22 protein-coding genes are annotated in these 22,784 nt (G+C 57.1%); 20 read left to right on the top strand and 2 right to left on the bottom strand.

What is annotated here, in order from left to right; all coding sequences use genetic code 11:
- Positions 1–125 precede the first annotated feature (125 nt).
- Genes DFP98_RS03265 through DFP98_RS03255 form a run of 3 tightly spaced genes read left to right on the top strand, consistent with a single transcriptional unit; the run spans position 126 to position 3,259 of the window.
- Positions 126–1,097: a M23 family metallopeptidase gene (locus DFP98_RS03265; protein ID WP_116059127.1), complete on the top strand. Its 972-nt coding sequence runs from the start codon at positions 126–128 to the stop codon at positions 1,095–1,097.
- Entirely contained in the window at positions 1,090–1,965 is an 876-nt protein-coding gene (locus DFP98_RS03260) for a M50 family metallopeptidase (RefSeq protein ID WP_116059126.1), read from the top strand. Before DFP98_RS03265 ends, DFP98_RS03260 begins: the two co-directional genes overlap by 8 nt.
- 58 nt (positions 1,966–2,023) lie before the next feature.
- Positions 2,024–3,259: an Rne/Rng family ribonuclease gene (locus DFP98_RS03255; RefSeq protein ID WP_116059125.1), complete on the top strand. Its 1,236-nt coding sequence runs from the start codon at positions 2,024–2,026 to the stop codon at positions 3,257–3,259.
- 63 nt (positions 3,260–3,322) lie between these two features.
- On the opposite strand, the gene DFP98_RS03250 is transcribed toward DFP98_RS03255, so the two are convergent.
- Together DFP98_RS03250 and DFP98_RS03245 are read right to left on the bottom strand one after the other, a co-directional pair.
- Complete coding sequence (locus DFP98_RS03250; RefSeq protein WP_116059124.1) at positions 3,323–4,426, bottom strand: Gfo/Idh/MocA family protein; 1,104 nt, start codon at positions 4,424–4,426, stop codon at positions 3,323–3,325.
- A gap of 38 nt (positions 4,427–4,464) precedes the next feature.
- Positions 4,465–5,226 (bottom strand): sugar phosphate isomerase/epimerase family protein, encoded by a 762-nt coding sequence (locus tag DFP98_RS03245; protein ID WP_116059123.1) that lies wholly within the window; start codon positions 5,224–5,226, stop codon positions 4,465–4,467.
- A 150-nt stretch (positions 5,227–5,376) separates the two neighbouring features.
- Here DFP98_RS03245 and DFP98_RS03240 point away from each other — a divergent pair, with 150 nt between their 5' ends.
- The 17 genes from DFP98_RS03240 (at position 5,377) to queA (ending at position 22,764) form a co-directional block, all read left to right on the top strand.
- On the top strand, positions 5,377–6,207 hold the full coding sequence (locus DFP98_RS03240; protein ID WP_116059122.1) for a helix-turn-helix transcriptional regulator: 831 nt from the start codon (positions 5,377–5,379) through the stop codon (positions 6,205–6,207).
- Between the two features lie 217 nt (positions 6,208–6,424).
- Positions 6,425–6,736, top strand: a complete 312-nt coding sequence (gene rplU / locus DFP98_RS03235) for a 50S ribosomal protein L21 (RefSeq protein WP_116059121.1) — start codon at positions 6,425–6,427, stop codon at positions 6,734–6,736.
- Positions 6,737–6,749: 13 nt separating this feature from the next.
- Positions 6,750–7,094, top strand: a complete 345-nt coding sequence (locus tag DFP98_RS03230) for a ribosomal-processing cysteine protease Prp (RefSeq protein WP_116059120.1) — start codon at positions 6,750–6,752, stop codon at positions 7,092–7,094.
- A 4-nt stretch (positions 7,095–7,098) separates the two neighbouring features.
- Positions 7,099–7,410, top strand: coding sequence for a 50S ribosomal protein L27 (gene rpmA, locus DFP98_RS03225; protein WP_116059119.1), 312 nt, complete (start codon positions 7,099–7,101; stop codon positions 7,408–7,410).
- Between the two features lie 168 nt (positions 7,411–7,578).
- Positions 7,579–8,337, top strand: coding sequence for a Spo0B domain-containing protein (locus DFP98_RS03220; RefSeq protein ID WP_209074624.1), 759 nt, complete (start codon positions 7,579–7,581; stop codon positions 8,335–8,337).
- A 15-nt stretch (positions 8,338–8,352) separates the two neighbouring features.
- Complete coding sequence (gene obgE, locus DFP98_RS03215; RefSeq protein WP_116059117.1) at positions 8,353–9,690, top strand: GTPase ObgE; 1,338 nt, start codon at positions 8,353–8,355, stop codon at positions 9,688–9,690.
- 492 nt (positions 9,691–10,182) lie between these two features.
- Positions 10,183–10,620, top strand: coding sequence for an ACT domain-containing protein (locus DFP98_RS03210; protein ID WP_181917481.1), 438 nt, complete (start codon positions 10,183–10,185; stop codon positions 10,618–10,620).
- A gap of 42 nt (positions 10,621–10,662) precedes the next feature.
- Positions 10,663–11,949, top strand: coding sequence for a homoserine dehydrogenase (locus tag DFP98_RS03205; protein ID WP_116059115.1), 1,287 nt, complete (start codon positions 10,663–10,665; stop codon positions 11,947–11,949).
- Between the two features lie 455 nt (positions 11,950–12,404).
- Positions 12,405–13,412 (top strand): homoserine kinase, encoded by a 1,008-nt coding sequence (gene thrB, locus DFP98_RS03200; protein WP_116059114.1) that lies wholly within the window; start codon positions 12,405–12,407, stop codon positions 13,410–13,412.
- Positions 13,409–14,311, top strand: a complete 903-nt coding sequence (gene pheA, locus DFP98_RS03195) for a prephenate dehydratase (protein WP_116059113.1) — start codon at positions 13,409–13,411, stop codon at positions 14,309–14,311. The genes thrB and pheA overlap by 4 nt, the downstream gene beginning before the upstream one ends.
- 142 nt (positions 14,312–14,453) lie before the next feature.
- On the top strand, positions 14,454–16,340 hold the full coding sequence (locus tag DFP98_RS39975) for a LysM peptidoglycan-binding domain-containing protein (protein WP_281275120.1): 1,887 nt from the start codon (positions 14,454–14,456) through the stop codon (positions 16,338–16,340).
- 68 nt (positions 16,341–16,408) lie between these two features.
- Positions 16,409–17,122, top strand: a complete 714-nt coding sequence (locus DFP98_RS03185; protein WP_116059112.1) for a BofC C-terminal domain-containing protein — start codon at positions 16,409–16,411, stop codon at positions 17,120–17,122.
- Between the two features lie 268 nt (positions 17,123–17,390).
- Positions 17,391–17,894: a crossover junction endodeoxyribonuclease RuvC gene (gene ruvC, locus DFP98_RS03180; RefSeq protein ID WP_116059111.1), complete on the top strand. Its 504-nt coding sequence runs from the start codon at positions 17,391–17,393 to the stop codon at positions 17,892–17,894.
- Positions 17,891–18,514, top strand: a complete 624-nt coding sequence (gene ruvA, locus DFP98_RS03175; protein ID WP_116059110.1) for a Holliday junction branch migration protein RuvA — start codon at positions 17,891–17,893, stop codon at positions 18,512–18,514. Before ruvC ends, ruvA begins: the two co-directional genes overlap by 4 nt.
- Before the next feature lie 28 nt (positions 18,515–18,542).
- Positions 18,543–19,556, top strand: a complete 1,014-nt coding sequence (gene ruvB / locus DFP98_RS03170; RefSeq protein ID WP_116059109.1) for a Holliday junction branch migration DNA helicase RuvB — start codon at positions 18,543–18,545, stop codon at positions 19,554–19,556.
- Positions 19,557–19,597: 41 nt separating this feature from the next.
- Entirely contained in the window at positions 19,598–21,724 is a 2,127-nt protein-coding gene (locus DFP98_RS03165) for a SpoIID/LytB domain-containing protein (RefSeq protein WP_116059108.1), read from the top strand.
- The gene (queA, locus tag DFP98_RS03160; protein ID WP_116059107.1) at positions 21,721–22,764 is read left to right on the top strand and encodes a tRNA preQ1(34) S-adenosylmethionine ribosyltransferase-isomerase QueA; all 1,044 of its coding nucleotides are present in this window, start codon (positions 21,721–21,723) and stop codon (positions 22,762–22,764) included. Before DFP98_RS03165 ends, queA begins: the two co-directional genes overlap by 4 nt.
- Positions 22,765–22,784 lie beyond the last annotated feature (20 nt).

Here is a 22,784-nt window from a genome sequence, read left to right as displayed (position 1 = left end):
GTCGTCCTTCCGCCATTTTCGACGATGGCGCGAGGACGGCCCGTTCGTCGTTTGCGCCGTCTCTCGGCAAGGTCTATTCCCCGCTTGTCCGCCATAAAATAGTACAAACGGAGGAGGGGCTGGCGATGCAAGTACGGGACAATGTACGCGAGCGGAGACGGGAGAGAATTGCTCGGCTGGTGGAACGACAAGAGGTACAATCCGCGCCTTCGCCGGGTCGGGAGCAGCAATCAAAGGATAGCTTGGCTGTGGATGCACGAGAGGAGATACCTGCGTTTTCCGAGTTGGAAGCGCCGCCTGCCGAGTCTAGAGGAGAGCTTGTCCGTCCGGACAATTCGTCGTCCGACCCGGATCCCGAGCTGTGGTGGAGGGAGCGGGAGAAACGGTTGAAAACGGGACAAGCGCTCGGATGGGAAGGACTGAAAAGCCTTCCTCCGACATCGGACGGCGGCGGGGGAGGCAGTGGCGGAGTTCATTCGGATCGGTTTCTTCGCGGAGTCGGCGTGAGACTGGTCATCGCCGCGCTCGCGTTCGCAGGCTTCTGGGCTTGGATGAAGCTGGAACTGCCAGGCAGTGGGCCGGCGAAGGAATGGATGGTCGAATCGGTGTCGCGTGATATGGATTTCCGTGCCATCGAAGCCTGGTACGGAGATACGTTCGGAGGGTCGCCGTCCTTCCTCACGTTCGGCCGCCAGGAGCCGGATACGCTTGAGGTCGCAGCATTGCTTGACCCGACGGCCACCTCGGTGCCGGTTCGAGGGACGATTGTTCAGACGTTTGCCGATAACGGGAAAGGGGTGCAGGTGGCCGCGCAAGGAGACAGCGAAGTGTTCGCCGTCTTTACCGGCAAGGTACAGCAGGTTACCCGGGACGACAAGAGCGGCGTGACGATCCTCGTGCAGCATCAGAATCGCGTTCTGACGGTGTACGGCGGTCTGGCGGAAGCCATCGTCAAGCCGAACGAGTGGGTCCAAACAGGACAAGCGATAGGCCGTCTCGGCCCGGCCGCCAGCGATCAATCCGAAGCGGTGCTCAGTTTCTCTGTGCAGCACGACGGCAAAGCAATAGATCCGGCGGAAGTGGTCGGCCTTGATTAAATGGAAGGGGATCGGGTTCCGGCTGCATCCGCTTTTTGTGCTGATTATGATCGGCTCGGTCGCGACCGGCCGATTTGCCGAGCTTATCGTTTTATTTTTTATCGTTTTATGGCATGAATTGGGGCATCTGATAGCAGCCTTGCGTTTCGGCTGGAAGGTGAGGGAGATCAAGCTGCTGCCGTTCGGCGGAGTAGTGGAGGTCGAGGATGCGGGCTCGGTTCCCGTACGCGAGGAGCTATGGGTTGCGATAGCCGGACCGGCTCAGAACGCCGTTCTGGCGGCGATTGGATTGCTGCTCGGATACGTGGGCTGGATCGACAAAGCTTGGTCGGAAGATTTCGTTCGCGCCAATGCGGTAATCGCTTTTTTTAATTTGCTGCCCATATTGCCGCTTGACGGAGGGCGGATGCTGCAATCGTGGCTCAGCCTGCGAATTCCGTACCATCGGACGCTGCTATGGAGCGTGAAGATCAGTCTGCTCTTCAGCGGGATGATGGTTGCCGTATCGCTCTATCCTCTTGTCAGAGGCGGATTGCTTCATCTCAATTTGCTGGCCGTTGGCCTATTTCTCTGTGCGTCCAACTGGACTTATTTTCGCAATATTCCGTTTGTTTTCCTGCGTTTTCTCGTCCATCGCAGCGAGCGGGCGGAGCTGCACTTTGACCGGGGAAAGCTGTCGATGCCGATTGTCATTTCGGAGAATCGACCGCTTGCGCGTATTTTGAAGCTGTATATGAAAGAGCAATACCATCTCGTTTACGTGATGAAGCAGGGGAAAATCGCTCGCGTTGTTCCCGAGAAAGCGATTATTGACGGATTTCTTGGTCGAATGTCATCCGGGCATGCGGATTTGAGATTTTTCATGTAAAATAAGAGGAGAGATAATTTTCGGATGCTGAAAAAAAGTCCCCGTTAGGGAGGTTGGCATGAAGCAGCTGTTTATCCATTGTTCGAATCAGGTGACGCAATCGGCGCTTATGGAAGACGGAGTTCTGACCGAATTTGCCGTGGAGCGGACGGAAGGCGCTTCGTTGATCGGCAACCTGTACAAGGGGCGAGTTGTCAACGTTCTACCCGGCATGCAGGCGGCTTTCGTCGATATCGGCTTAACGAAGAATGCCTTTCTTTATGTAGACGACGTGCTGCATCCGCATCTGGACAAGCAGCCGAAGGAGAAGCCCCCAATTGGCGAACTGCTGAAGCCGGGAGACGAATTGCTTGTCCAGGTGATGAAGGAACCGCTCGGAGGCAAAGGGGCGAGGGTAACGACCCACTATTCGATTCCCGGCCGATGGCTCGTCTATATGCCGGATGCGGATTACATAGGCGTATCGAAGAAAATCGAACAGGAGCCCGAACGAAGCAGACTAAGAAGCTTGGCCGAAACGATTCGTGAGCAGGCCGAGGGCGTCATTCTGCGGACGAATGCGGCGGGGGAAAGCCGAGAGGCGCTGGAAGAGGACTTAAACGGTCTGCGCCGGGTATGGCGGAGCATCGCCGAACGCAGCGGTCATGCGAAGGCGCCGTTCGAGCTGCATCGGGATACTGGACTTGTAGGCCGAATGGTCAGGGACGTGATCAGCCCGGATACCGAGCAACTGATTGTCGACGACGAGGCTAGAGCCGAGGAGGCGAAGTCGTATTTGCGGCAGACGGCTCCCGCGCTCGAAGGGCGTGTTCAGCTGTATCGAGAAGCTAAACCTCTGTTCGAGAGGTTCGGGATTAAGGAGCAGCTCGACAAAGCTTTCCAGTCGAGAATATGGTTGCCAAGCGGCGGCTATCTGGTATGGGAACAGACGGAAGCGCTCACGGTCATCGACGTCAACACCGGCAAGTATACCGGCTCCGTCGATCTGGAGGAAACGGTTTTTCAGACGAACGGGGAAGCGGCGGACGAAGTGGCTAGGCTGCTAAGGCTGCGCGATGTCGGAGGCATTATCATTATCGACTTTATCGATATGGAAATCGAAGAGCATCGCCATCAGGTCGCACAGCGGCTGGAGACGCGCATTAAGCGCGATCGCACGAAATGCCAAGTCGTCGGCTGGACACGACTCGGCTTGATGGAGCTAACGCGGAAGAAAGCGCGGGAGAACGCGATGAAATATTTCTACGAGCCTTGCGCGGCATGCAAAGGCAGCGGTAAGATCTATATCCGATAATTAGCGGAACAGAGACTCGGGATGCCCGGAAGATCATCGGCATCCCGAGTTTTTGTTTCAATGTTATTCCCCCAAGCTATGATCCATAAGGCCGAGCGGGAATGGAGCAGGCCGCTGGCAGGTGCTGTGCATGGCATAATGCGTTCCTTGCTCGGAGGCGTCCAGAATGCCGAACATCGCTTCGAGCACGTGATAGGCCATCTCGCCGCTCGCCCGGTGGCTGCGGCCGGTCAGAATCGCCTTCGCCATGTCCGCGGCTCCGACTCCTCTGGCATTCTCGGATTTGCCGTGCGTAAGCGGAATGTCGGACCACTCCTCGGAATCGAAACGCCGGACGCGCACTTTGCCTCCGAACGTGTTGGGATCGGGCACTTGCATCGTTCCTTCGCTTCCGTACAATTCGATCCGCGGCAGCACGGAACCGCCCTTGACATCGAAGCTCGTCAGCAGCGTTGCGATCGGACCGGACGCGAAATCCAGCACGCTGGCGATGTGGGTCGGCGTCTCCACCTTGATGATCTGTCCGAAGCGCTCTGCGCTTGTAGCGACTCGTTCCGGGAACGATATTCCGGCCGACCCGGTCACTCTGGAGATTGGACCGAGCAGCGACACGAGAGCCGTTAAATAGTACGGTCCCATATCGAACAGCGGACCTCCCCCCGGTTTATAGAAGAATTCCGGATTCGGATGCCATCCTTCAGGGCCCCCTCCCATCATAAACGCAGTTGCGCCGACCGGCCTGCCGATCCACCCGTCCTCCACCAGCTTGATACACGTTTGAATTCCCCCGCCGAGGAACGTATCCGGCGCACAGCCGACGCGCAGACCTTTGCTGCGGGCGAGCTCAAGCACTTGCTTGCCCTCTTCGCGCGTTGCGGCCAGAGGCTTCTCCGAATAAACGTGCTTGCCCGCCTCAAGCGCCTGCAGGGCAACCGCAGCATGCGCTTGGGGCACTGTCAGATTGATCACCATCTGAATTTCCTTGTCGGCCAACAGTTCCTCTACCGTGCATCCCCGTACGCCGTATTCCGCCGCTTTGGCTAAAGCGCGTTCCTTGTCCAAATCCGCGCAGGCGACCACCTCCATCGATTCGAAACGTTTGCCGTTTTTAAAATAGATGCCGCTAATGTTGCCTGTACCGATAACGCCGACCTTTAGTTTGCTCATTCCGACCTCTTCCTTTCTTCTTGAGGAATTGATTAGGATTAACCGATCTTGTCCATCAGCTTGGACAAATTCGCATAGCTCGTCTTAACGCATTCCAGCGGGTCAGACTTGCAGCTGTCCTGCTCGACGACGTACCACTCGACGCCGGAGGCTTCTCCCCAGCGGATAATCGCTTCGAAATCGATTGTGCCTGTGCCGACTTCCGCGTAGGTTTGCTCCTCGTCGTCCGTCATATCCTTCATATGCAGGATCGGAGCTCTGTCGGCATAAGGAGCGAGGAACGCAACCGGGTCGCGTCCGCCCTTCTTCAGCCAATAGACGTCCGGTTCCGCCAGAATGAGATTGTCCGGCGCTGCTTCAATTAAGAAGGAAAGCCCGTCTTTGCCGTCAACGGTCGTGTCGAACTCGAAGGCATGGTTGTGGTAGCTGACCCGCAAGCCCTCGTCCTGCAAGCGGCTCGCAACCTCGTTAAATCGGCGTTTAACCGACCGGTATCCGGCCTCGTTGCGATTGTCAGCGCCGATTCCGGCGCAGACGATGTCCGGAGTGCCGAACAGTCTGGCCTCCGCGATCAGCCGTTCCCAATCGTTCAGAAGCTCGCTTTCGCCGACATGCAAACCGGACACCCGGAGCCCCGTTTCTTCGATGACGGCTTTCAGCGAAGCGGGCTCGTGCCCGTGATATCCGGCAAACTGAATTCCGCTGTAGCCGATCTCTGCCAATTTGCGAAGCGTGCCCGGGAAATCTGCAGCGCATTGCTCGCGCAGCGTGTACAGCTGTACCGAAATCTTGTGTTTCATTTCGTATTCCTCCCCCGTATGATGGTTCCGCAATGAGCATAACCCCGAAAGCGGAATGGGTGAATAGCCTATCCGATAACGGTTGACTTATCTTGCAAAATGTTATTAAGCTAAATCATCCGGACCAAGCTGCATCGAAGAGATGATCCAATGAAATGGAGGAAGGGAACCTTCATGGCGCATAATGCGATTGAGCTTCACTCGCTCGGCTACTCCGTTCATCGCAAGCCTTTTTTCAACCTGCAGAAGAGCGTCTCTTCCTTATTGCTTCTGCGGCTCCAAGTGAAGGGAAACTGCCGAGTGAGCCTTAACGGCCGTCCTTACGAGGTCGGGCCAGGCGACTTGATTTTTTCGAAGCCTTCGGAAACCTATCAGCTTACGGTAGACGCCTCGCCCGGCAAGGAAAGCGCGGACTACTACTTATTTTGCGAAGGGGAATGGATCGCGCGCTGGCTTGCGCAGGGCGGTTTTCCCGATTGCGTGCGCATCGAAGTGAACGACGATATTTTGTCTCTATGGAGAAGGCTGATCGACGAGAAAAGGAATCTTCGTGAGGATAATTCCGAGCTGATGGATTATCTGCTCAAGGCGCTCTGCCTCACCTTGGAGCGATCGATTCGCCGCCGCGCCGGTCATGACGCCAGCTCCGATCTGTATATGCCTTATCGCATCAAGAGATACGTCGAGCAGCACGCGACCGAGCCGCTGACGCTTGAGGAGATCGCCAAGCAGCATGGCATCAGCGTTTCCAGCGCGTCTCATCTTTTCAAGAAAACGTTTAAGCTGTCGATTATCCGCTATGCCGTGGAAGTGCGGCTGGCCGTCGCCGTCGAGCGTATTCTGCATACCGAGCTTCCGCTAGAGCATATTTCGGAGTCGTGCGGCTTCCGCAGCTATCCGTATTTCTGCCGAGCTTTCCGGTCCCGCTACCGTATACCGCCCAGTCAGTATCGGACGGACCATCGGGCGAGTCATGCGTAAATCGTCGATAACGACAGGCGCGCAGCGAAATTCTCGCAACAAATTTCTTGTGTTCCTAGATTCGATGTGCTAAAATCCTATAGTGCGTGCAATCTGAGGATTTGCAGGCTACAACCGCACTCCACCGGGTCGACAAGATCGGCGCTGCTCTGGCTTATCGAAGCTGCGGCATCCGACACCCTATGAGGCGAGTCTTAGACACAAGGAGGTGCACCAGATGTACGCGATTATTCAAACGGGCGGCAAACAGTACAAAGTCCAAGCGGGCGACGTTATCTTCGTTGAGAAGCTTTCCGCTAACGCAGGCGACAGCGTAACGTTCGACCAAGTTTTGGCGGTTTCCAAAGACGGAGGACTGACGACGGGTTCGCCGACGATTGCCGGAGCTTCCGTAACGGGCAAAGTCGAGCAGCAAGTCAAAGGCGAGAAAATTATCGTCTTCAAGTACAAGCCTAAGAAGAACTACAAGCGCAAGCAAGGCCATCGTCAACCGTACACGAAAGTGACGATCGAAAGCATCAAGGCGTAAGAGGGTTGCCGAGATGATCGCGATTACGATCGTGCGCAATGACGAGAGGGCTATCGTGCGGTTCGCCGTATCGGGGCATGCTTATTATAACGATCCTGGCAAAGACATCGTCTGCGCCGGAGTATCGGCTGTAACCATCGGAGCGGTCAATGCGATCGAGAAGCTGACGGGACTTGTCCCGGACGCCGAATCGAAATCTGGCCTGCTCAAGGCGGAAGCTCCGCTTAGCGCGGACCCCAGGCGGAATGATCAAGTCCAGCTACTGCTGGAAGGAATGGTCGCCGCTCTAGAATCCATCGTGGAATCCTACAGTAAGTACGTGACCATAAAAGAAACCTTTGAGAAAAAAGGAGGTTGACACCATGTTGAAGTTAGATCTTCAGTTATTCGCCTCGAAAAAAGGGGTCGGATCGACGAAGAACGGACGCGACAGCCACTCCAAGCGCCTCGGCGCCAAAAGAGCGGACGGTCAAGTCGTAACGGCCGGCAGCATCCTGTACCGCCAACGCGGCACTAAGATCCATCCGGGCACGAACGTCGGCATCGGCAAAGACGATACGCTGTTCGCTTTGACGGAAGGCGTAGTGAAGTTCGAGCGTCTCGGACGCGATCGCAAGAAAGTCAGCGTCTATCCTGTAGCGCTAGCTCCGGTAGCTGCTGCGGTTGAAGCTTAATAGAGCATCTAGAACCCCGGCCAATGCAAGTTGGTCGGGGTTTTTGCGTGACGCGCGCCGTATCGCGTTCACAACGACGTGGTGATGCATGTCCCGCCATGGTATACTGAACGGGTAGACTGCCGTACCGACGTTGACGGGAGAGGAATTACGAAACGGGGATGCAGGATGAGATTTGGGAAAATGTCACTAAGGGAGCCTATGGCTCTCGCATCGCTGTGTTTGCCTGTCGCGGCTGTCCTGATCTGGCCTCGTTCATGGTGGGCGCTAATCGTGTTCGTTGTGTGGACTGCAGCGGTGTTCGCCGGCCTTGCCGTATGGCAGCGGAAGGCGCATCGCGAGCATTGCGATAAGCTGCTGGCTCATGCGCAATTATCGACGATTCGCACGCTTAGTCATCATCGTCACGACTGGATGAACGAGCTGCAAATCATATATGGTTATCTTAAGCTAAATAAGCTCGATAAAGCGGTCGACGTCGTGGACAGAATAAGAGCGAAGATGGAGCAAGATAGCCGGATTTCTCAGCTTGGCTGCCCGGAGCTGTCGTCTTATTTGCTGTCGTTTCGCACGATTTGCGATACGATGCGTCTTGAAGTCGAGATTGAGGACGGTTTGACCCTCGATAAACTACCGCTTGAAGCGGAAAAGCTGAGCCAGGCGATGATCGGCGCAATCAACGTCATCCGCTTCCGTGCATCTGTAACGTATGCCGGGGAGAACGTGTTGAGAATTGAGCTGGCTCGTCGGGATGAAACGCTGGAAGCCATTATGCAATACAGCGGCGAATTGGCGGGAGCGGACAGCATTGCCGAGGAATTGGAGCTATGCTTGCAAGGCGCAGGACAATTGGCGCAGGGACTAGAGCCGGCGGAAAATTCACCGCAGGCGCGGACGATGATCATTCATTTTCCTCTGCCGGCATAATGGAGTGAAGACATCATGTTTGTGGATAAAGCGAAAATATTTGTTAAAGGCGGGAATGGCGGGGACGGCCTTGTCGCCTTCCGTAGGGAGCTGTACGTACCCGAAGGCGGACCTGCGGGCGGAGACGGGGGGAACGGCGGAAACGTCGTGTTTCGCGTGGACGAAGGCCTGCGTACGTTAATGGACTTCCGCTACCAGAAGCATTTCAAGGCGACCAGAGGCGAGAAGGGACGCAACAAGTCGCAGCACGGAGCCAATGCCGAGCATATGGTCGTTCGCGTCCCTCCGGGAACGATCGTGATGGACGACGATACCGGGGAGCTGATTGCCGACTTGACTCGGCACGGCCAGGAAGTCGTCGTCGCCAAGGGCGGCCGCGGAGGTCGCGGCAATATCCGTTTTAAAAGCTCGGTGAATACGGCCCCGGCTATTGCCGAGAACGGCGAGGAAGGGCAAGAGCGCTGGGTTACGCTTGAGCTGAAAGTGATGGCGGACGTCGGTTTGGTCGGTTTCCCCAGCGTCGGCAAATCGACGTTGCTGTCGGTCGTATCGGCGGCCCAGCCGAAGATCGGCGCTTACCATTTTACGACGATTACGCCTAATCTGGGCGTGGTGGATCTGGATGAGGAGCGCAGCTTCGTCATGGCCGATTTGCCGGGGCTGATTGAAGGCGCTCATACCGGGATCGGACTTGGACACGAGTTTCTGCGCCATGTCGAGCGTACCCGCATCATTTTGCACGTCGTCGACATGTCGGGCATGGAAGGCCGCGATCCGTTCGACGATTGGGTGAAAATTAACGACGAGCTGCGGCTGTACAACGCGAAGCTGGCGGACCGTCCGCAGATCGTCGCGGCCAACAAGATGGACATGCCGGAATCGGAGGAGAACCTCGCCGCATTTCGCGATAAAGTAGCTGAACTCAGACCGGATATCGAGATTATGCCGATCTCCTCTCTGACGAAGCAAGGGATTCGGGAGATGCTGTATCGCGTAGCCGATCTGCTCGATTCCTTGCCTGAAGTTACGGAGCTGGAAGCTGAAGAGCAGGCTGCGAAGGCGGAGGAGGGTGTCGTTTTCCGCTTCGAGGCCAACGACGATATGGCGTTTACGATCGCGCGCGACAACGAAGTGTACGTGATCGAGAGCGAAGGCATCGAGCGACTGATGCGGCGGACGCAGTTCAACTCCTATGAGGCGGTTATGCGGTTCGGGCGTATTTTGCGCGGTCTTGGCATCGACGAGGCGCTTCGCAAGCGGGGAGCCAAAAACGGCGATACGATCCGGATCGGCAAATTCGAGTTCGACTTCTTCGAAGGCGGACAGGACGACTATTTGTTTGATGAGGAATAAGTGAAGCCCTGCTGTACGAATAAGACCGATGCTGCGGCGCCGAAGCGTTTGCGTATCGGTCTTTTTGGCGTGAACAGACGTTGTAAGCTTCTGTAAGTGCGAAGAGTATATAGTACGAATTAACGGCTGAACCGGACGATTGCGCTGAACGCTGCGAGGAGATTTGATCTGGCATTCACAGCTTTGCTAGCAGCGTACAGGACCATTACAAAAAATTGTTCCAGATGATCGGAATGACGGAATCTCTTATGATATACTCGGACTGGCAAGCTGTTATGCAGCGGATTAAAGAACTCGAAGCGGCGAGCTGGTTGAGCGGTTGGCGGCCGATACGATCGTTTGCAGCTTCGACATGCCGGTGGTTATCTGCTGCAGCCGACGCAATCGGGTAGTGTGAGTTGCCTAAACGGGTATTGCCTATTGCCGCAAGCGGCTTGTTTCGCTATAATGTCCTCTATGTATACACAATCGTCTTTCCTGGGAGGACGCACAGTGGCGGAGCGTTATTTTGTCGTCCGCGAGGACTTGCTGCCGGAGGGCATCCTGAAGACGGAGCAGGCGAAGGAGCTGCTGCGCCGGGGGGAAGCGGCCACGATTCACGAAGCCGCCGAACGCGTCGGCTTAAGCCGCAGCGCCTATTATAAATACAAAGACGGAGTATATCTGCTTGAGCAAGCTTCGCGCGAATCAATCGCGACGCTGTCGATGGATTTGGAGCACCGTTCGGGCGTTTTGTCCAAGGTGCTGGGAATGCTGGCTTCCAGCGAGGGTAATGTATTAACGATTTCACAGTCGATTCCGCTTCAAGGAATGGCGAACGTCGTCGTCTCGATCGATGCGGCGAGGATGGGCGAATCGTTGAAGGAGCTGCTGGAACGAATTCGTTCATTAGACGGGGTCAAACGAGCGATCGTCGTCGGACGAAGTTAAGATTAACGATTACGGGAGACAGTCGGAAGCGGAGGAGCAGGGATGAAGCCGATAAAAATAGGTTTGCTTGGATTGGGTACGGTCGGGACGGGCGTCGTCAAAATCGTTGAAGGTCATCAGGACGATCTGTCCAATCAGGTCGGTTCGCCGATCTCGATCGCGCAAATTCTCGTTAAGGATCGTCGCAAGACGCGCAGCATTCCAATCGAGGCCGCGAAGCTGACGGAGGATCCGTGGGATATCGTGCGCAACCCGGACATCGACATTATCGTCGAAGTAATGGGCGGAATCGCCCAGACGAAGGAATACATTCTTGAAGCGCTGGAGCGCGGCAAGCATATCGTAACGGCCAATAAGGATCTGATGGCGCTGCACGGACAGGAAATTTTGGCGAAGGCGCGGGATAAAGGCTGCGACGTGCTTTACGAAGCGAGCGTAGCGGGCGGAATTCCGATTATTCGCACCTTGGTCGAGGGTTTTTCGTCCGACCGGATTACGAAAATAATGGGCATCGTCAACGGAACGACCAACTACATTTTGACGAAGATGAGCCAGGAGGGCGCCGCCTATGCCGACGTGCTGAAGGAAGCGCAGGAGCTGGGCTACGCGGAAACCGATCCGACATCGGACGTCGAAGGGCTGGACGCTGCGCGTAAAATGACGATCTTGTCGTCGCTTGGCTTCCGTTCGAATGTCGATCTCGACAATGTCAGCGTTAGAGGCATCAGCGGCGTGACGCAAGAGGATATTCGCTACGGGAAACGGCTCGGCTACGAGGTTAAGCTGCTCGGCATCGCGGAGCGCCAGGACGATCTGTTCAGCGTCAGCGTGGAGCCGACGATGATTAAGACGACCCATCCGATCGCGGCGGTCAACGGCGTGTTTAATGCGGTCTACGTGCACGGCGAAGCGGTCGGCGAGACGATGTTCTACGGAGCGGGCGCTGGCGAATTGCCGACCGCGACGTCTGTTGTCGCGGATTTGGTCGCCGTGATCAAAAACATGAAGCTCGGCGTTAACGGCCGTCAGGCGCAGCTTTCCTACAACGTGATGAAGCTGAAAAGCGACGATCAGATCGCCTCGAAGTTTTTCCTGCTGCTGCACGTCGAAGACCGTGCAGGGGTGTTGGCGCAGATCGCCCAAGTGTTCTCGGATTGCGACGTCAGCATCGAATCGGTTATGCAGCCGTCGACGCCTCACCAATCGAGCACGGAAATTATTATCATCACTCATCAGGCCAGCAAAAAAGCGATGAACGAGGTGCTGAACGCGTTCGAAAGTCTGTCCGCCGTTCGGCGCGTCAAAAGCGTCTATCGCGTGGAAGGCTGAATGCAAGATTCGACGTCGAATAGACTTCTCGAATGGCTTCGTGATCAAAATCGGACTTTTTGAACAACCTCGGTGATAAAAGTTTAAAAAGTTCGGTTTTCAGCACCAAGAAGGTTGTATGAAGCTAGGACCTGAGGAACGGAGTGTAGGAGAGCCTACATGAGTACCGGAAGGTCCGGCTGAATGCAAGATTCGAAGTCGAATAGACTTCTCGAATGGCTTCGTGATCAAGATCGGACTTTTTGAACAACCTCGTTAACTAAGAGTTTAAAAAGTTCGGTTTTCAGCACCAAGAAGGTTGTATGAAGTTAGGACCTGAGGAACGGAGTGTAGGAGAGCCTACATGAGTACCGGAAGGTCCGGCTGAATGCAAGATTCGAAGTCGAATAGACTTCTCGAATAGCTACGTGATCAAAATCGGACTTTTTGAACAACCTCTTAAAAGGAGCTTTAATATGCAAGCAGCATCTGCAACCGAGCCGGGACGAGTCGTCGTCCAAGTACCTGCGAGCACGGCCAATCTGGGACCGGGCTTTGATTCTCTCGGAATGGCTTTGTCCTTATTTGAATGGGTCAGCATGGCGCCGGCGGAGGAAACCCGGATTACGCTTGTCGGCGAAAATCTTGACGGAGTGGCCACCGACAAGACGAATTTGATTTACGAAGTGGCGCAAGCCGTATTCCGCAAGGCGGGGGTTGCGATGCCTGAGCTGGATATCGGCATTCGCAGCGATATTCCGCTTGCTCGGGGACTTGGCAGCAGTGCGACGGCGATTGTCGGAGCGCTTGTGGCCGCCAATGCGCTGATCGGCAACGCGCTGTCGGACGACGACTTGTTTCAGATGGCGTCTGAGCTGGAAAAGCACCCCGACAATGTCGGCGCATCGCTGTTCGGCGGAATTATTGCGGCGTCGTGGGACGGCGAACGGGCCGACTATGTGCGCATCGAGCCTCCTGCAGGCATGGAGGTGCTTGCGGCGATTCCCGAATTCGAGCTGGCGACGAAAAAAGCGCGAAACGTGCTGCCGGAGCAGGTGTCGATGAAGGACGCGGTGTTTAACGTGACGCACAGCTCTCTGCTGACGGCAGCGCTCGCTTCGGGAAGATTGGATCTGCTGGGGCGCGCAATGCGGGATCGTCTGCATCAGCCGTATCGAGCGGCGCTTATTCCCGGGATGGAGACGATTTTGCGCGAGGCGACGGAGCACGGCGCGCTTGGTGCGGTGCTGTCGGGCGCAGGGCCGACGCTGCTCCTGATCGCGGAAACCGAGCAAATCGCGGACGGAAGCTTGGTCTCGTTCGTGAAGCGGGTCATGTCGGCGGAAGGCATTCAGATGGACGCGCGCTGGTTGAAGCCGTGTCTTCACGGTCCGCAAGTGCGCTATATTGCGAAGGATGACCCTCGCTACGCGGAAGAGCCGCTCCTGATACTGCAGAACGTTCAAGCGGAGGTGGGCGTATGAGTCGGAAAAAGGTCGCTTTGCTTCCGCAAGGAACCGTATCGGATGAAGCGGTCCGTTATTTGTTTCGAGGCGAAGACGTGGAGTTCGTTTATTGCAAAATGATCGCCGACGTGTTCCAGTCGACCGCGAACGGTCATACCGACTGGAGCGTTATTCCGATCGAGAATACGATCGACGGCTCGGTGAACTTGCATACCGATTGGCTTGTACATGAAGTGGACTTGCCGATTCGGGCGGAATGGGTGTATCCATCGATCCAGAATCTGATCGGGTTCGGCTCCGAGCTCAGCGGCGAGGACGGCCGGTGGAGTCCGGATAAAATCGTCAAAGTGATGAGCCATCCGGTCGCAATGGCGCAATGCCTGCAATTCGTTCGTTCCAAACTGCCGCATGCCGAGCTGGAGACGCTCAGCAGCACGGCGGAAGCGGTCCGTACAGTGAAAAACAATCCCGGAAAAGGCTGGGCGGCATTCGGTACGGAGCTTGCCGCGGCGGATATGGGACTGGACGTGCTGGAACGCGGCGTAACCGATCACGACAACAATTTTACCCGTTTTCTGCTAGTCGGCCATACGCTCTACGAGACGCAGATTTCCTCTACGCAGAAGACAAGCGTGCTGATTACGCTGCCTGAGGATTATCCGGGCTTGCTGCATCAGGTGCTGTCGGCGTTCGCGTGGCGCCGGATCAACTTGTCCAAGATCGAATCGCGTCCGACTAAGAAGAAGCTGGGCACGTATTATTTTTACATCGATATTGTGTATTCTCTCGACTCGGTGCTGCTCCCCGGAGCGTTGGCCGAAATCGAAGCGCTTGGCTGCCAGGTGCGTCTGCTAGGCTCCTATCCGAGTCTGCCTTACGAGCCCGCGAAAGCCGGGAACGGCGCTTCATCTCGATAAAAAAACGATCCGGCACGCCGACAGGCTGCCGGATTTTTGTCGCAATAGATGTCAAATGCCTAGAACCTGCATAGGATGTAAGGATTGCGCGAGGGCATTCGCCCGGTCGTGAACGATTTCATCACTATCAGGAGGGAACGGCGTGAAAATCCATATCGTTAAACAAGGGGATTCGCTGTATTCGATCGCCCAGAAATACGGCGTGTCGCTGGAAGACGTGTTGAAAGCCAATCCGGACATCAGCAACCCCGACGCGATCGACGTGGGAATGAAGGTTAAAATTCCAACCCGTCCGAAATCGACGTTCGGCGTCATTCACCAGCATATCGTACAGCAGGGAGATACGCTGTGGAAGCTGTCCAAGGCCTGGGGTATTCAACTGACCGACTTGATCAAAGCGAATCCGCAGCTTAAAAACCCGAACGCGTTGCTGACCGGGGAAGTGGTCAATATTCCGCAAGCTTCGTCGGGCGACGGGGAGAAGACCGCAACGATGCACGGAAAAGCGCCAACTGGCGCGGTGTCGGGAGCGGGCAAAGCCAATACCGGCGTGAAGGCGCAGGAGACGGCCCCGCCACCGGTGGTCATTACGCCCATTGAAACTGTGCCCGCTCAGCCTGCTCCGGTCCAGCCGGCGCCTGCGCCTGCGCCCGTAGAAGTCGCGCCGCTGCCGGAGACGAAGCCGATATACGGGATTGAAGTTCATGAGAAAATCGAATACATCCACTATCCGGTGAACATCGGAGGCGAACAGGGCGGGCATTCGATGCCGCATCAAGGGTACGGCATGGAGGGCCAAGGCTACGGTATGCCGCAGCAGGGATACGGCATTGAGGGCCAAGGCTACGGTATGCCGCATCAAGGGTACGGCATGGAAGGCCAAGGCTACGGTATGCCGCAGCAGGGATATGGCATGGAAGGCCAAGGCTACGGTATGCCGCAGCAGGGATACGGTATGGAGGGTCAGGGCTACGGTATGCCTCATTATGGGCATAGCATGCCGTATCCGGGCGTCGGAGCGCATCAAGGCTACGCCGATCAGGGCTATGGTCATGGCCACGCTCAGCCTATCGTCGGCGGAGTGGAAGGACACGGCGGCTACGGTATGCCGACAGCAGGGGAAGCCGATTGCGGGTGCGGAGCTCCGTCCGGCATTTCTCCGCTTACCGGCGGGATTCCCGCCGATTTGGGCGGATTGTACGGGCAGCAGGACATTTCCTACAGCGCGCCGGATGTCCCTCAAAGCTCTATGCCGAGCGGAAGCATGACAGGTTGCGCGCCGTGCGGAGCCAAGTCTGCGCTTCCCGGCAACCTGTATGCCGCCGAGGCTCAAGCGAAAGCTGCGGGCTACAGCGACGGCAGGTATCCGTACGGTCCGACTCCTTTCGTCGCAGGAGCTCAGTCGCCTAGCTCGGTGAGCCCGGCGTCGGGCGGCTACGGAGCGATGCCCGGCATGGTGAGCCCGGCGGGGTCGGGCGGCTACGGGGCGATGCCAGGCATGGTGAGCCCGGCGGCGTCGGGCGGCTACGGAGCGATGCCCGGCATGGTGAGCCCGGCGGCGTCGGGCGGCTACGGGGCGATGCCTGGCATGGTGAGTCCGGCGGCGACGGGTGGCTACGGAACGATGCCCGGCATGGTGAGCCCGGCGTCGGGCGGTTTTCCCGGAATGCAGCCCGGCTACGGCTACGGGGCTCAAATGGGAGACATCCCGGTAGGCCTTTCGCCGATGGCCGAAGGATTGCCGGGAATGGTGGCCGGAGCGAACGTTGCTCCCGGGTATTACGACCCGAACTGTGTCGGAGGGTTTCCCCCAATTCCGCCGATGCCGGGATTTCCTCCAATCCCGCCTATGCCCCCGCTGAGAGATCATATTGACGACGATCATAGATCTATCGCCGACGAGGAGGAAGTATCGGTCAAAGCCGCTCCCTCGGCCAAGAAGCGTCAAGCTAAGCCAAAACCCAAATCGGCGGCGGCTCGGGTCAGCAAACCGAAGCGCAAAGAAAGCATGCCCTGGATAAAATGGTAATATGAGCGCATAGCGCCGGAATCCCCAGGCAACACTAGAGAAAAACGAAGAAAAAGAAGGGGATTCCGGTGTCGCGCTTCCGTATTTTCAAGGAACTGAAGAAGTCGCTGAAGAGAAAACGCCGCCACGTCTGGTCGCTCGGGATGATTGCGTTCACTTTCGTGATGGCGTCCCTGGCGGGAACGTGGCTAGCAGGTCGAGTTGTTACCGATATGAGCATGGAAGTCGTTCAACAGGAAGTTGTTCAACCCGTGGACGCAACCCTTGTCGGGGCGGATATCCAGTGGATCGCACCCGAGCTTTCAAACCGCGATCAAGCGCTGTTGGCGCTCCAGAAGCGCAGAGGCGAAGTTCAGCTTATTCTGCACCGTTCTTATTTGTGCGGGGAGGAAGTTAGGCAGCTCGGCACGCATTCGGCATCGCAGGCGGCAGAGCTGCTCAGGTCTCATCGGGAGTGGGACGTCCTTTTTAATGCGGAAGGGAAGCTGACCGTCAAGGAAGAGGTGGACGATTTTTCGCCGCAATGCCGCAAAACGGCGTATATCGGTATGGACAGCGACGGAAACCTCAGTTTGTTCGACGGACCTCCGTGGAAGGACAAGGTGATCCGTACGTTTTTTCAACTGGACGTGGACATGCTTGAATCCCGTTTAGGCGATGATCGCGTTCGGGAATTGGCCGAAGGCATTCGGGTATCGGACAAGGAAGAGTATAACAGCGTCTTGTCTACCTTTAACGAATATGCGGGAAGCTTGCATTCCCAGGCCAAGCCCCAGCCGTAACCTTCGAATTTTAGCCAACTAACGACAGCAGCATATTGTAGTATCGACGTCCCGCCGCACTTCGGGGCGTCTTTTTGCTGTTTACAGCCAACCGAGCCGTCGTTTTCGGAATGTAATGGAAGAAGGTGTTCTCCTTCTGTTCTCATAGAGAGGAACTTTTGCTATAATGAAGAGTATTATTTTTATCGGAGTCTCGCGATTCTCTGACCGATAGGGATAGAAGGCGTTACTTGCGAGAATAGAGCTGCTAGAATCGGGGGATCGTTTCATGAGGGTATTGGGAATCGACCCTGGGATAGCCATTATGGGATTCGGGTTTATCGATAAGTCGGGACATAAGCTGACCCCCGTGCAATACGGCTGCATCGAGACGGCGGCCGGTACGCCGCAGGAGATGAGGCTTAAGCAAATCTACGAGGCCGTGTGCGATCTGCTGGATCAGTATAAGCCGGATACGGTAGCGGTCGAGAAGCTGTTCTTCAACAAAAACGTAACGAATGCGTTCAGCGTCGGACAGGCGCGCGGTGTGTTTATGCTAGCTGCAGCCCAGCGAGGGCTGCCGATCTCGGAGTATACGCCGATGCAAGTGAAGCAGGCGGTTGTCGGGTACGGCGGCGCGGAAAAGAGGCAAGTTCAGGAAATGGTCAAAATGCTGCTCAAATTATCAGCGATACCCAAGCCGGACGATGTCGCCGACGCGCTCGCGGTTGCGATCTGCCACGCCCACTCTATCGTCCTGAATGAGAGAATGAATGGAGCGATGCGCCGGTGATCGACTATTTGCGAGGCAAAGTGGCTTATGCGGAATCAGAATATGTCGTACTCGATGTACATGACGTAGGCTACCAAGTGTTTACGCCGAATCCGTACGGCTTATTGAGAACCGACGAGCCGGTTCAACTGTTTACATACCATCACGTTCGCGAGGACGCGATGCAGCTGTTCGGCTTTACGACAAGAGATGAGCAAGCGCTGTTCCGGCGGCTGCTGGAGGTGTCCGGCATAGGCCCGAAGGTGGCGCTGGGGGTGCTGGCGGGAGGCCGGCCGGAGAACGTCGTGGCGGCGATCCAACAGGAGAATCTCGCTTTTCTGACGAAGCTCCCCGGAATCGGCAAGAAGACGGCGCAGCGAATGATCCTTGATCTGAAGGACAAGCTTGGCACGATCGACAGCCGTTGGGCCGTCGCGTCGATGATCGATTTGCAGCAGCCGCAGAACCAGCCCGAGGAAGGCGGTTCGTCATGGGCGGCCGCGCGCGAGGCGCTTGCGGGTCTTGGTTACAGGGAAGCGGAGATGGATAAAGCCTGGCTGTCCATGAAGGATCGGATTACTGGCGAAGAGTCGCCGGATACGCTGATCAAGCTTGCGCTGCAGCAATTGTTCCAGGGATGATCGGCAAGCGGGAGAGGAGACCGGAGCAATGGAAGAAGAGGAGCGTATCGTCACCGCGCATTTGATGATGGAAGACCAAGCGGTGGAATACAGTCTGCGTCCTCGCTATTTGGCGGAATATATCGGCCAATCGCAGGTGAAGGACAATCTGAAGATTTACATAGAGGCGGCCAAAATGCGGCGGGAGCCGCTTGATCATGTGCTGCTGTACGGCCCCCCTGGGCTTGGCAAGACGACGCTGTCCAACATTATCGCCAACGAGCTGGGCGTGCACATTCGCACGACGAGCGGACCGGCAATCGAACGGCCGGGCGATCTGGCGGCAATCCTGACGAATTTGCAGGAGAACGACGTACTGTTTATCGACGAGATTCATCGTCTGCACCGGACAGTCGAGGAAGTGCTGTATCCGGCGATGGAGGATTTCGCGCTGGATTTCATTATCGGCAAAGGACCGAGCGCGCGTTCTGTGCGGCTTGACCTGCCGAAGTTTACGCTGATTGGAGCGACGACAAGGGCGGGGCTGCTGTCCGCGCCGCTTCGGGATCGCTTCGGCGTCGTCAGCAGACTGGAGTTCTATGGCGAGGATGAGCTGTCATTCATCGTGACGAGGACGGCGGAAATTTTCGGCGTAGGCATTATCGGCGAAGCCTCCAGAGAGATCGCCAGACGCTCAAGAGGTACGCCGAGGATCGCCAACCGGCTGCTGAAGCGCGTTCGCGATCATGCTCAAGTCAGGGGAGACGGCATAATTACGGAGGAAGTCGCACATGACGCGCTGGAGCGTATCCAGGTTGATCCGATGGGCCTGGACAGCATCGATCATAAAATGCTCCGCGCAATGATCGTCAGCTTCGGAGGACGTCCGGTCGGCTTGGATACGTTGGCGGCGTCCATCGGCGAGGAAAGCCAGACGATCGAGGATGTGTACGAGCCGTACTTGATGCAGATCGGATTTCTGCAGCGGACGCCGCGCGGAAGAATCGCCACCCCGGCAGCTTACGGACATTTAGGACTTCCGCTGCCTGACGCAGGCCGTTGAAGACGCCCCGTCGACCACAATAGGACTGGAGGTACTTTTATATGATCCCAAGCGCTACCGGGAAAACAAGATCTGCTCGCCTGCTCCTGTTCGCTTTTCTCTCCGCGGTTCTGGCTCTGAGCTCTTCGCCGATCGTTGTGCGGGCGGCCAGCGCCATTCCGGATACGATTCGCGTCGCCCTGTTTCTAAATCTCGGCGCGGGCAAGTATCAGGCTATTACGCAGACGGCGATGCTATCGTCCGAAGGCGGTATGAATCTAGTCTGGCGCGACGCGCAGACAAGCACGCCATTCGGCAGCGTCCCGGCGGGCCAGACGGCGGTTTTCACGATGGACGTCTACCGCGCGCTGGTGCTTGAGACGGCAGATTACAAAGCCGCCTCCGCATCATTGAAGAAAATTCAAGCCTCGTCCAACGCCGGGGCGATCATCCAACTGGCCAAATCCGGCAATACCGTCTATCAGGTGACGGAGGGCGCCTATTCCAGCGTGGCCGGAGCAAGCGCGGCATTGGCCAAATGGACAAGCGCCGGCGCCGGTGCGGGTCCGGCGCTGTCAAAGGCGAGAGTGCTTGGCCCTTGGGCTGTAGAGACAGGTTCCTATGCGAGCCTGGCGGAGGCGCAAGCCGCCGCTGATCGGCTCGGCAGTTCGGGCTTGGAGGCGTTCGCGGCGTTGAAGCCCCTAGGCGGCGCCGTGCAGTACGTTGTGCGGATCGGCCAGGAGCAAGACGCCTCCAAGCTGGGCGCGCTGCGGCAGACCGCGGCGGCCGCCGGAGCGGCCAATGTGCGCGTGCCCGAAGCCGGGGAGTCCTATGCGACGCTGCGCCAGACGGCCATGCAGGCCGATTCGGCGGGAACGATGTACGCGCTGCCTGCCGGCGCTTCGTCCGCCATTCGAGCGGAGCCAGCCGGAGCGGAAGGCATTTTGCTAAGCGAGCGAAGCAAGAGAACCTATCGAGGCAGCATGGAAATCGGCACCTTGAATCAGTCGCTGTCGGTCGTTAACGAAGTCGGCTTCGAGCAATATTTGTATTCCGTCGTCGGAGTCGAAGTAGGAGCGAGCTGGCCGCTTGAGGCGCAGAAGGCGCAGGCGGTCGCGGCTCGCACCTACGCATTGTTTGCCGGAATGGGTTTCCAGATCGCCAACGTCGTGGACACGACGGTTAGCCAAGCTTATTACGGAATCGGCTCGGAAAATCCGAATTCGACGGCCGGAGTGGACGCGACGGCCGGAGAAGTGCTGACGTACGGTGGGAAGCTGATCAATGCGGTATTTTCCGCCAATGCCGGAGGCATTACCGCAGACAATAATCTTGAAATCTGGGGCGGAGAAAATGCTTATTACGCTCCGGCCGTAAAGAGTCCGGACGAAGGCCCGCAGCAGGGCAAGCTCGATTGGCATCATGTCGCGCTATCGAGCGGCGCAAACGGATATGTCCGTTCCGATCTGGTCGAGGACAGCGGACGCAAGCATGACAGCGGAGCGAAGCTATTGAAGGTAATCGGAGACGGTGCCGCGGTTCGTCCCAAGCCGAGGATCGTCGACAAGGAGGAGCCGCTTGCGCGGCTTAACGCCGGCGAGCTCGTCGTGGAGCTGAAGCGGGTTCCCGAATACAACGATTTCAGCTGGATCGAAGCTCCGATGACGGCAGACCAACTGCTTGAGGCGTTGAATAAGAGGGCAAAAACTCCGATCGCAGGTCCGCTGCGCACGCTGGAGGTGTCCAAGCGCGGTCCGTCGGGACGAGTGACGGAAGTGAAGGCGAACGGCACCGCCGTGAACGTCGGCGTCGGCGACAACCTGCGCAGCGCCCTCGGAGGCGTCAAAAGCACGCTTTTCTCCATTGAGGAGACCGGGCGCTTCACGATTATCGGCGGGGACGGCAAAACCCGCGAGGTCGCCGGACAGGGAGGAACGCTGCAGGTCGTCGGAGCTGACGGCAAGGCGCGGGCCTTAACCGGTCCGAATGTGTACGTGATGGACGGAGACGGGGGCCTTCGCGCCGGCACGACCGCTCTAGGTTTTGTCATTTCGGGCAACGGCTACGGCCACGGCGTAGGCATGTCTCAATGGGGGGCGCGCGGACTGGCCGAACAAGGGTATGACTACCAATATATCCTGCAATACTACTATCAAAACGCGACAATCGAAAAGGATGCCTGGGGATGAACGTTAGCGATTACGATTTTGAACTGCCGGAGTCTCTGATCGCGCAGACTCCGTTATTGGAAAGAACCTCGTCGCGCCTGCTCGTGCTGCATCGGCAGACCGGGCGCGTCGAGCATCGCGTTTTTACCGAGCTGGAGGATCATTTGCAGCCGGGAGACACCTTGGTTCTTAACGATACAAGAGTGCTCCCGGCCCGCTTGTTTGGAAGCAAAGCCGATACCGGCGCCAAGGCGGAGCTGCTGCTGCTTAAGCGGCTCGATGGCGACCGCTGGGAGACGCTTGTCCGGCCGGGCAAGAAGCTGCACCGCGGCGCGCGAATCGTCTTCGGCCCCGCCGAGCAACCGCTTCTATCCGCGACAGTGGAAGAGGAAGGGGAGCTAGGGGCGCGAGTCGTCCGCTTCGAGTACGAGGGAATTTTTAACGAACTGCTGGACAGGTTAGGCCACATGCCGCTTCCTCCCTATATTAAGGAGACGCTTAGCGATCGCGAGCGTTATCAGACGGTATATTCCCGCAATGAAGGCTCGGCCGCGGCTCCTACGGCAGGGCTGCATTTTACGAAGGAGTTCCTGGAACGACTGCAGGCAAAAGGAGTAAAGCTGTGCCCCATCACGCTGCATGTGGGACTGGGCACGTTCCGTCCCGTATCGGCGGAAACGATCGAGGAGCACGAGATGCACGCCGAATGGTATTCGGTGAGCGAAGAGAGCGCCAAGCTGTTGAACGAAGCCAAGGCGAGCGGGGGCAGAATCGTCGCCGTCGGCACGACTTCCGCCAGAACCTTGGAAACGATCGGACAGCGGTTCAAGGAGGGCGGCCAAGTCGAAGCATGCAGCGGATGGACGAGCATTTTTATTTTTCCCGGATACGAATTTACGATGGTCGACGCGCTGCTGACGAATTTCCACCTGCCTCGTTCAACGCTCGTCATGCTGGTCAGCGCCTTGGCCGGACGGGAAAATATTCTCGCGGCATATCGCGAAGCGGTCGAGCGGGAGTACCGGTTCTTCAGCTTCGGAGACGCCATGTTCATTAGCTAAAGCGGTAGTTCGTCCAGCCT

Source organism: Cohnella phaseoli (assembly GCF_003386235.1).
Lineage (GTDB): Bacteria > Bacillota > Bacilli > Paenibacillales > Paenibacillaceae > Cohnella > Cohnella phaseoli.
The sequence above is the reverse complement of the archived record's forward strand: the minus strand, read 5'-3'. Positions and strand labels throughout refer to the sequence as shown.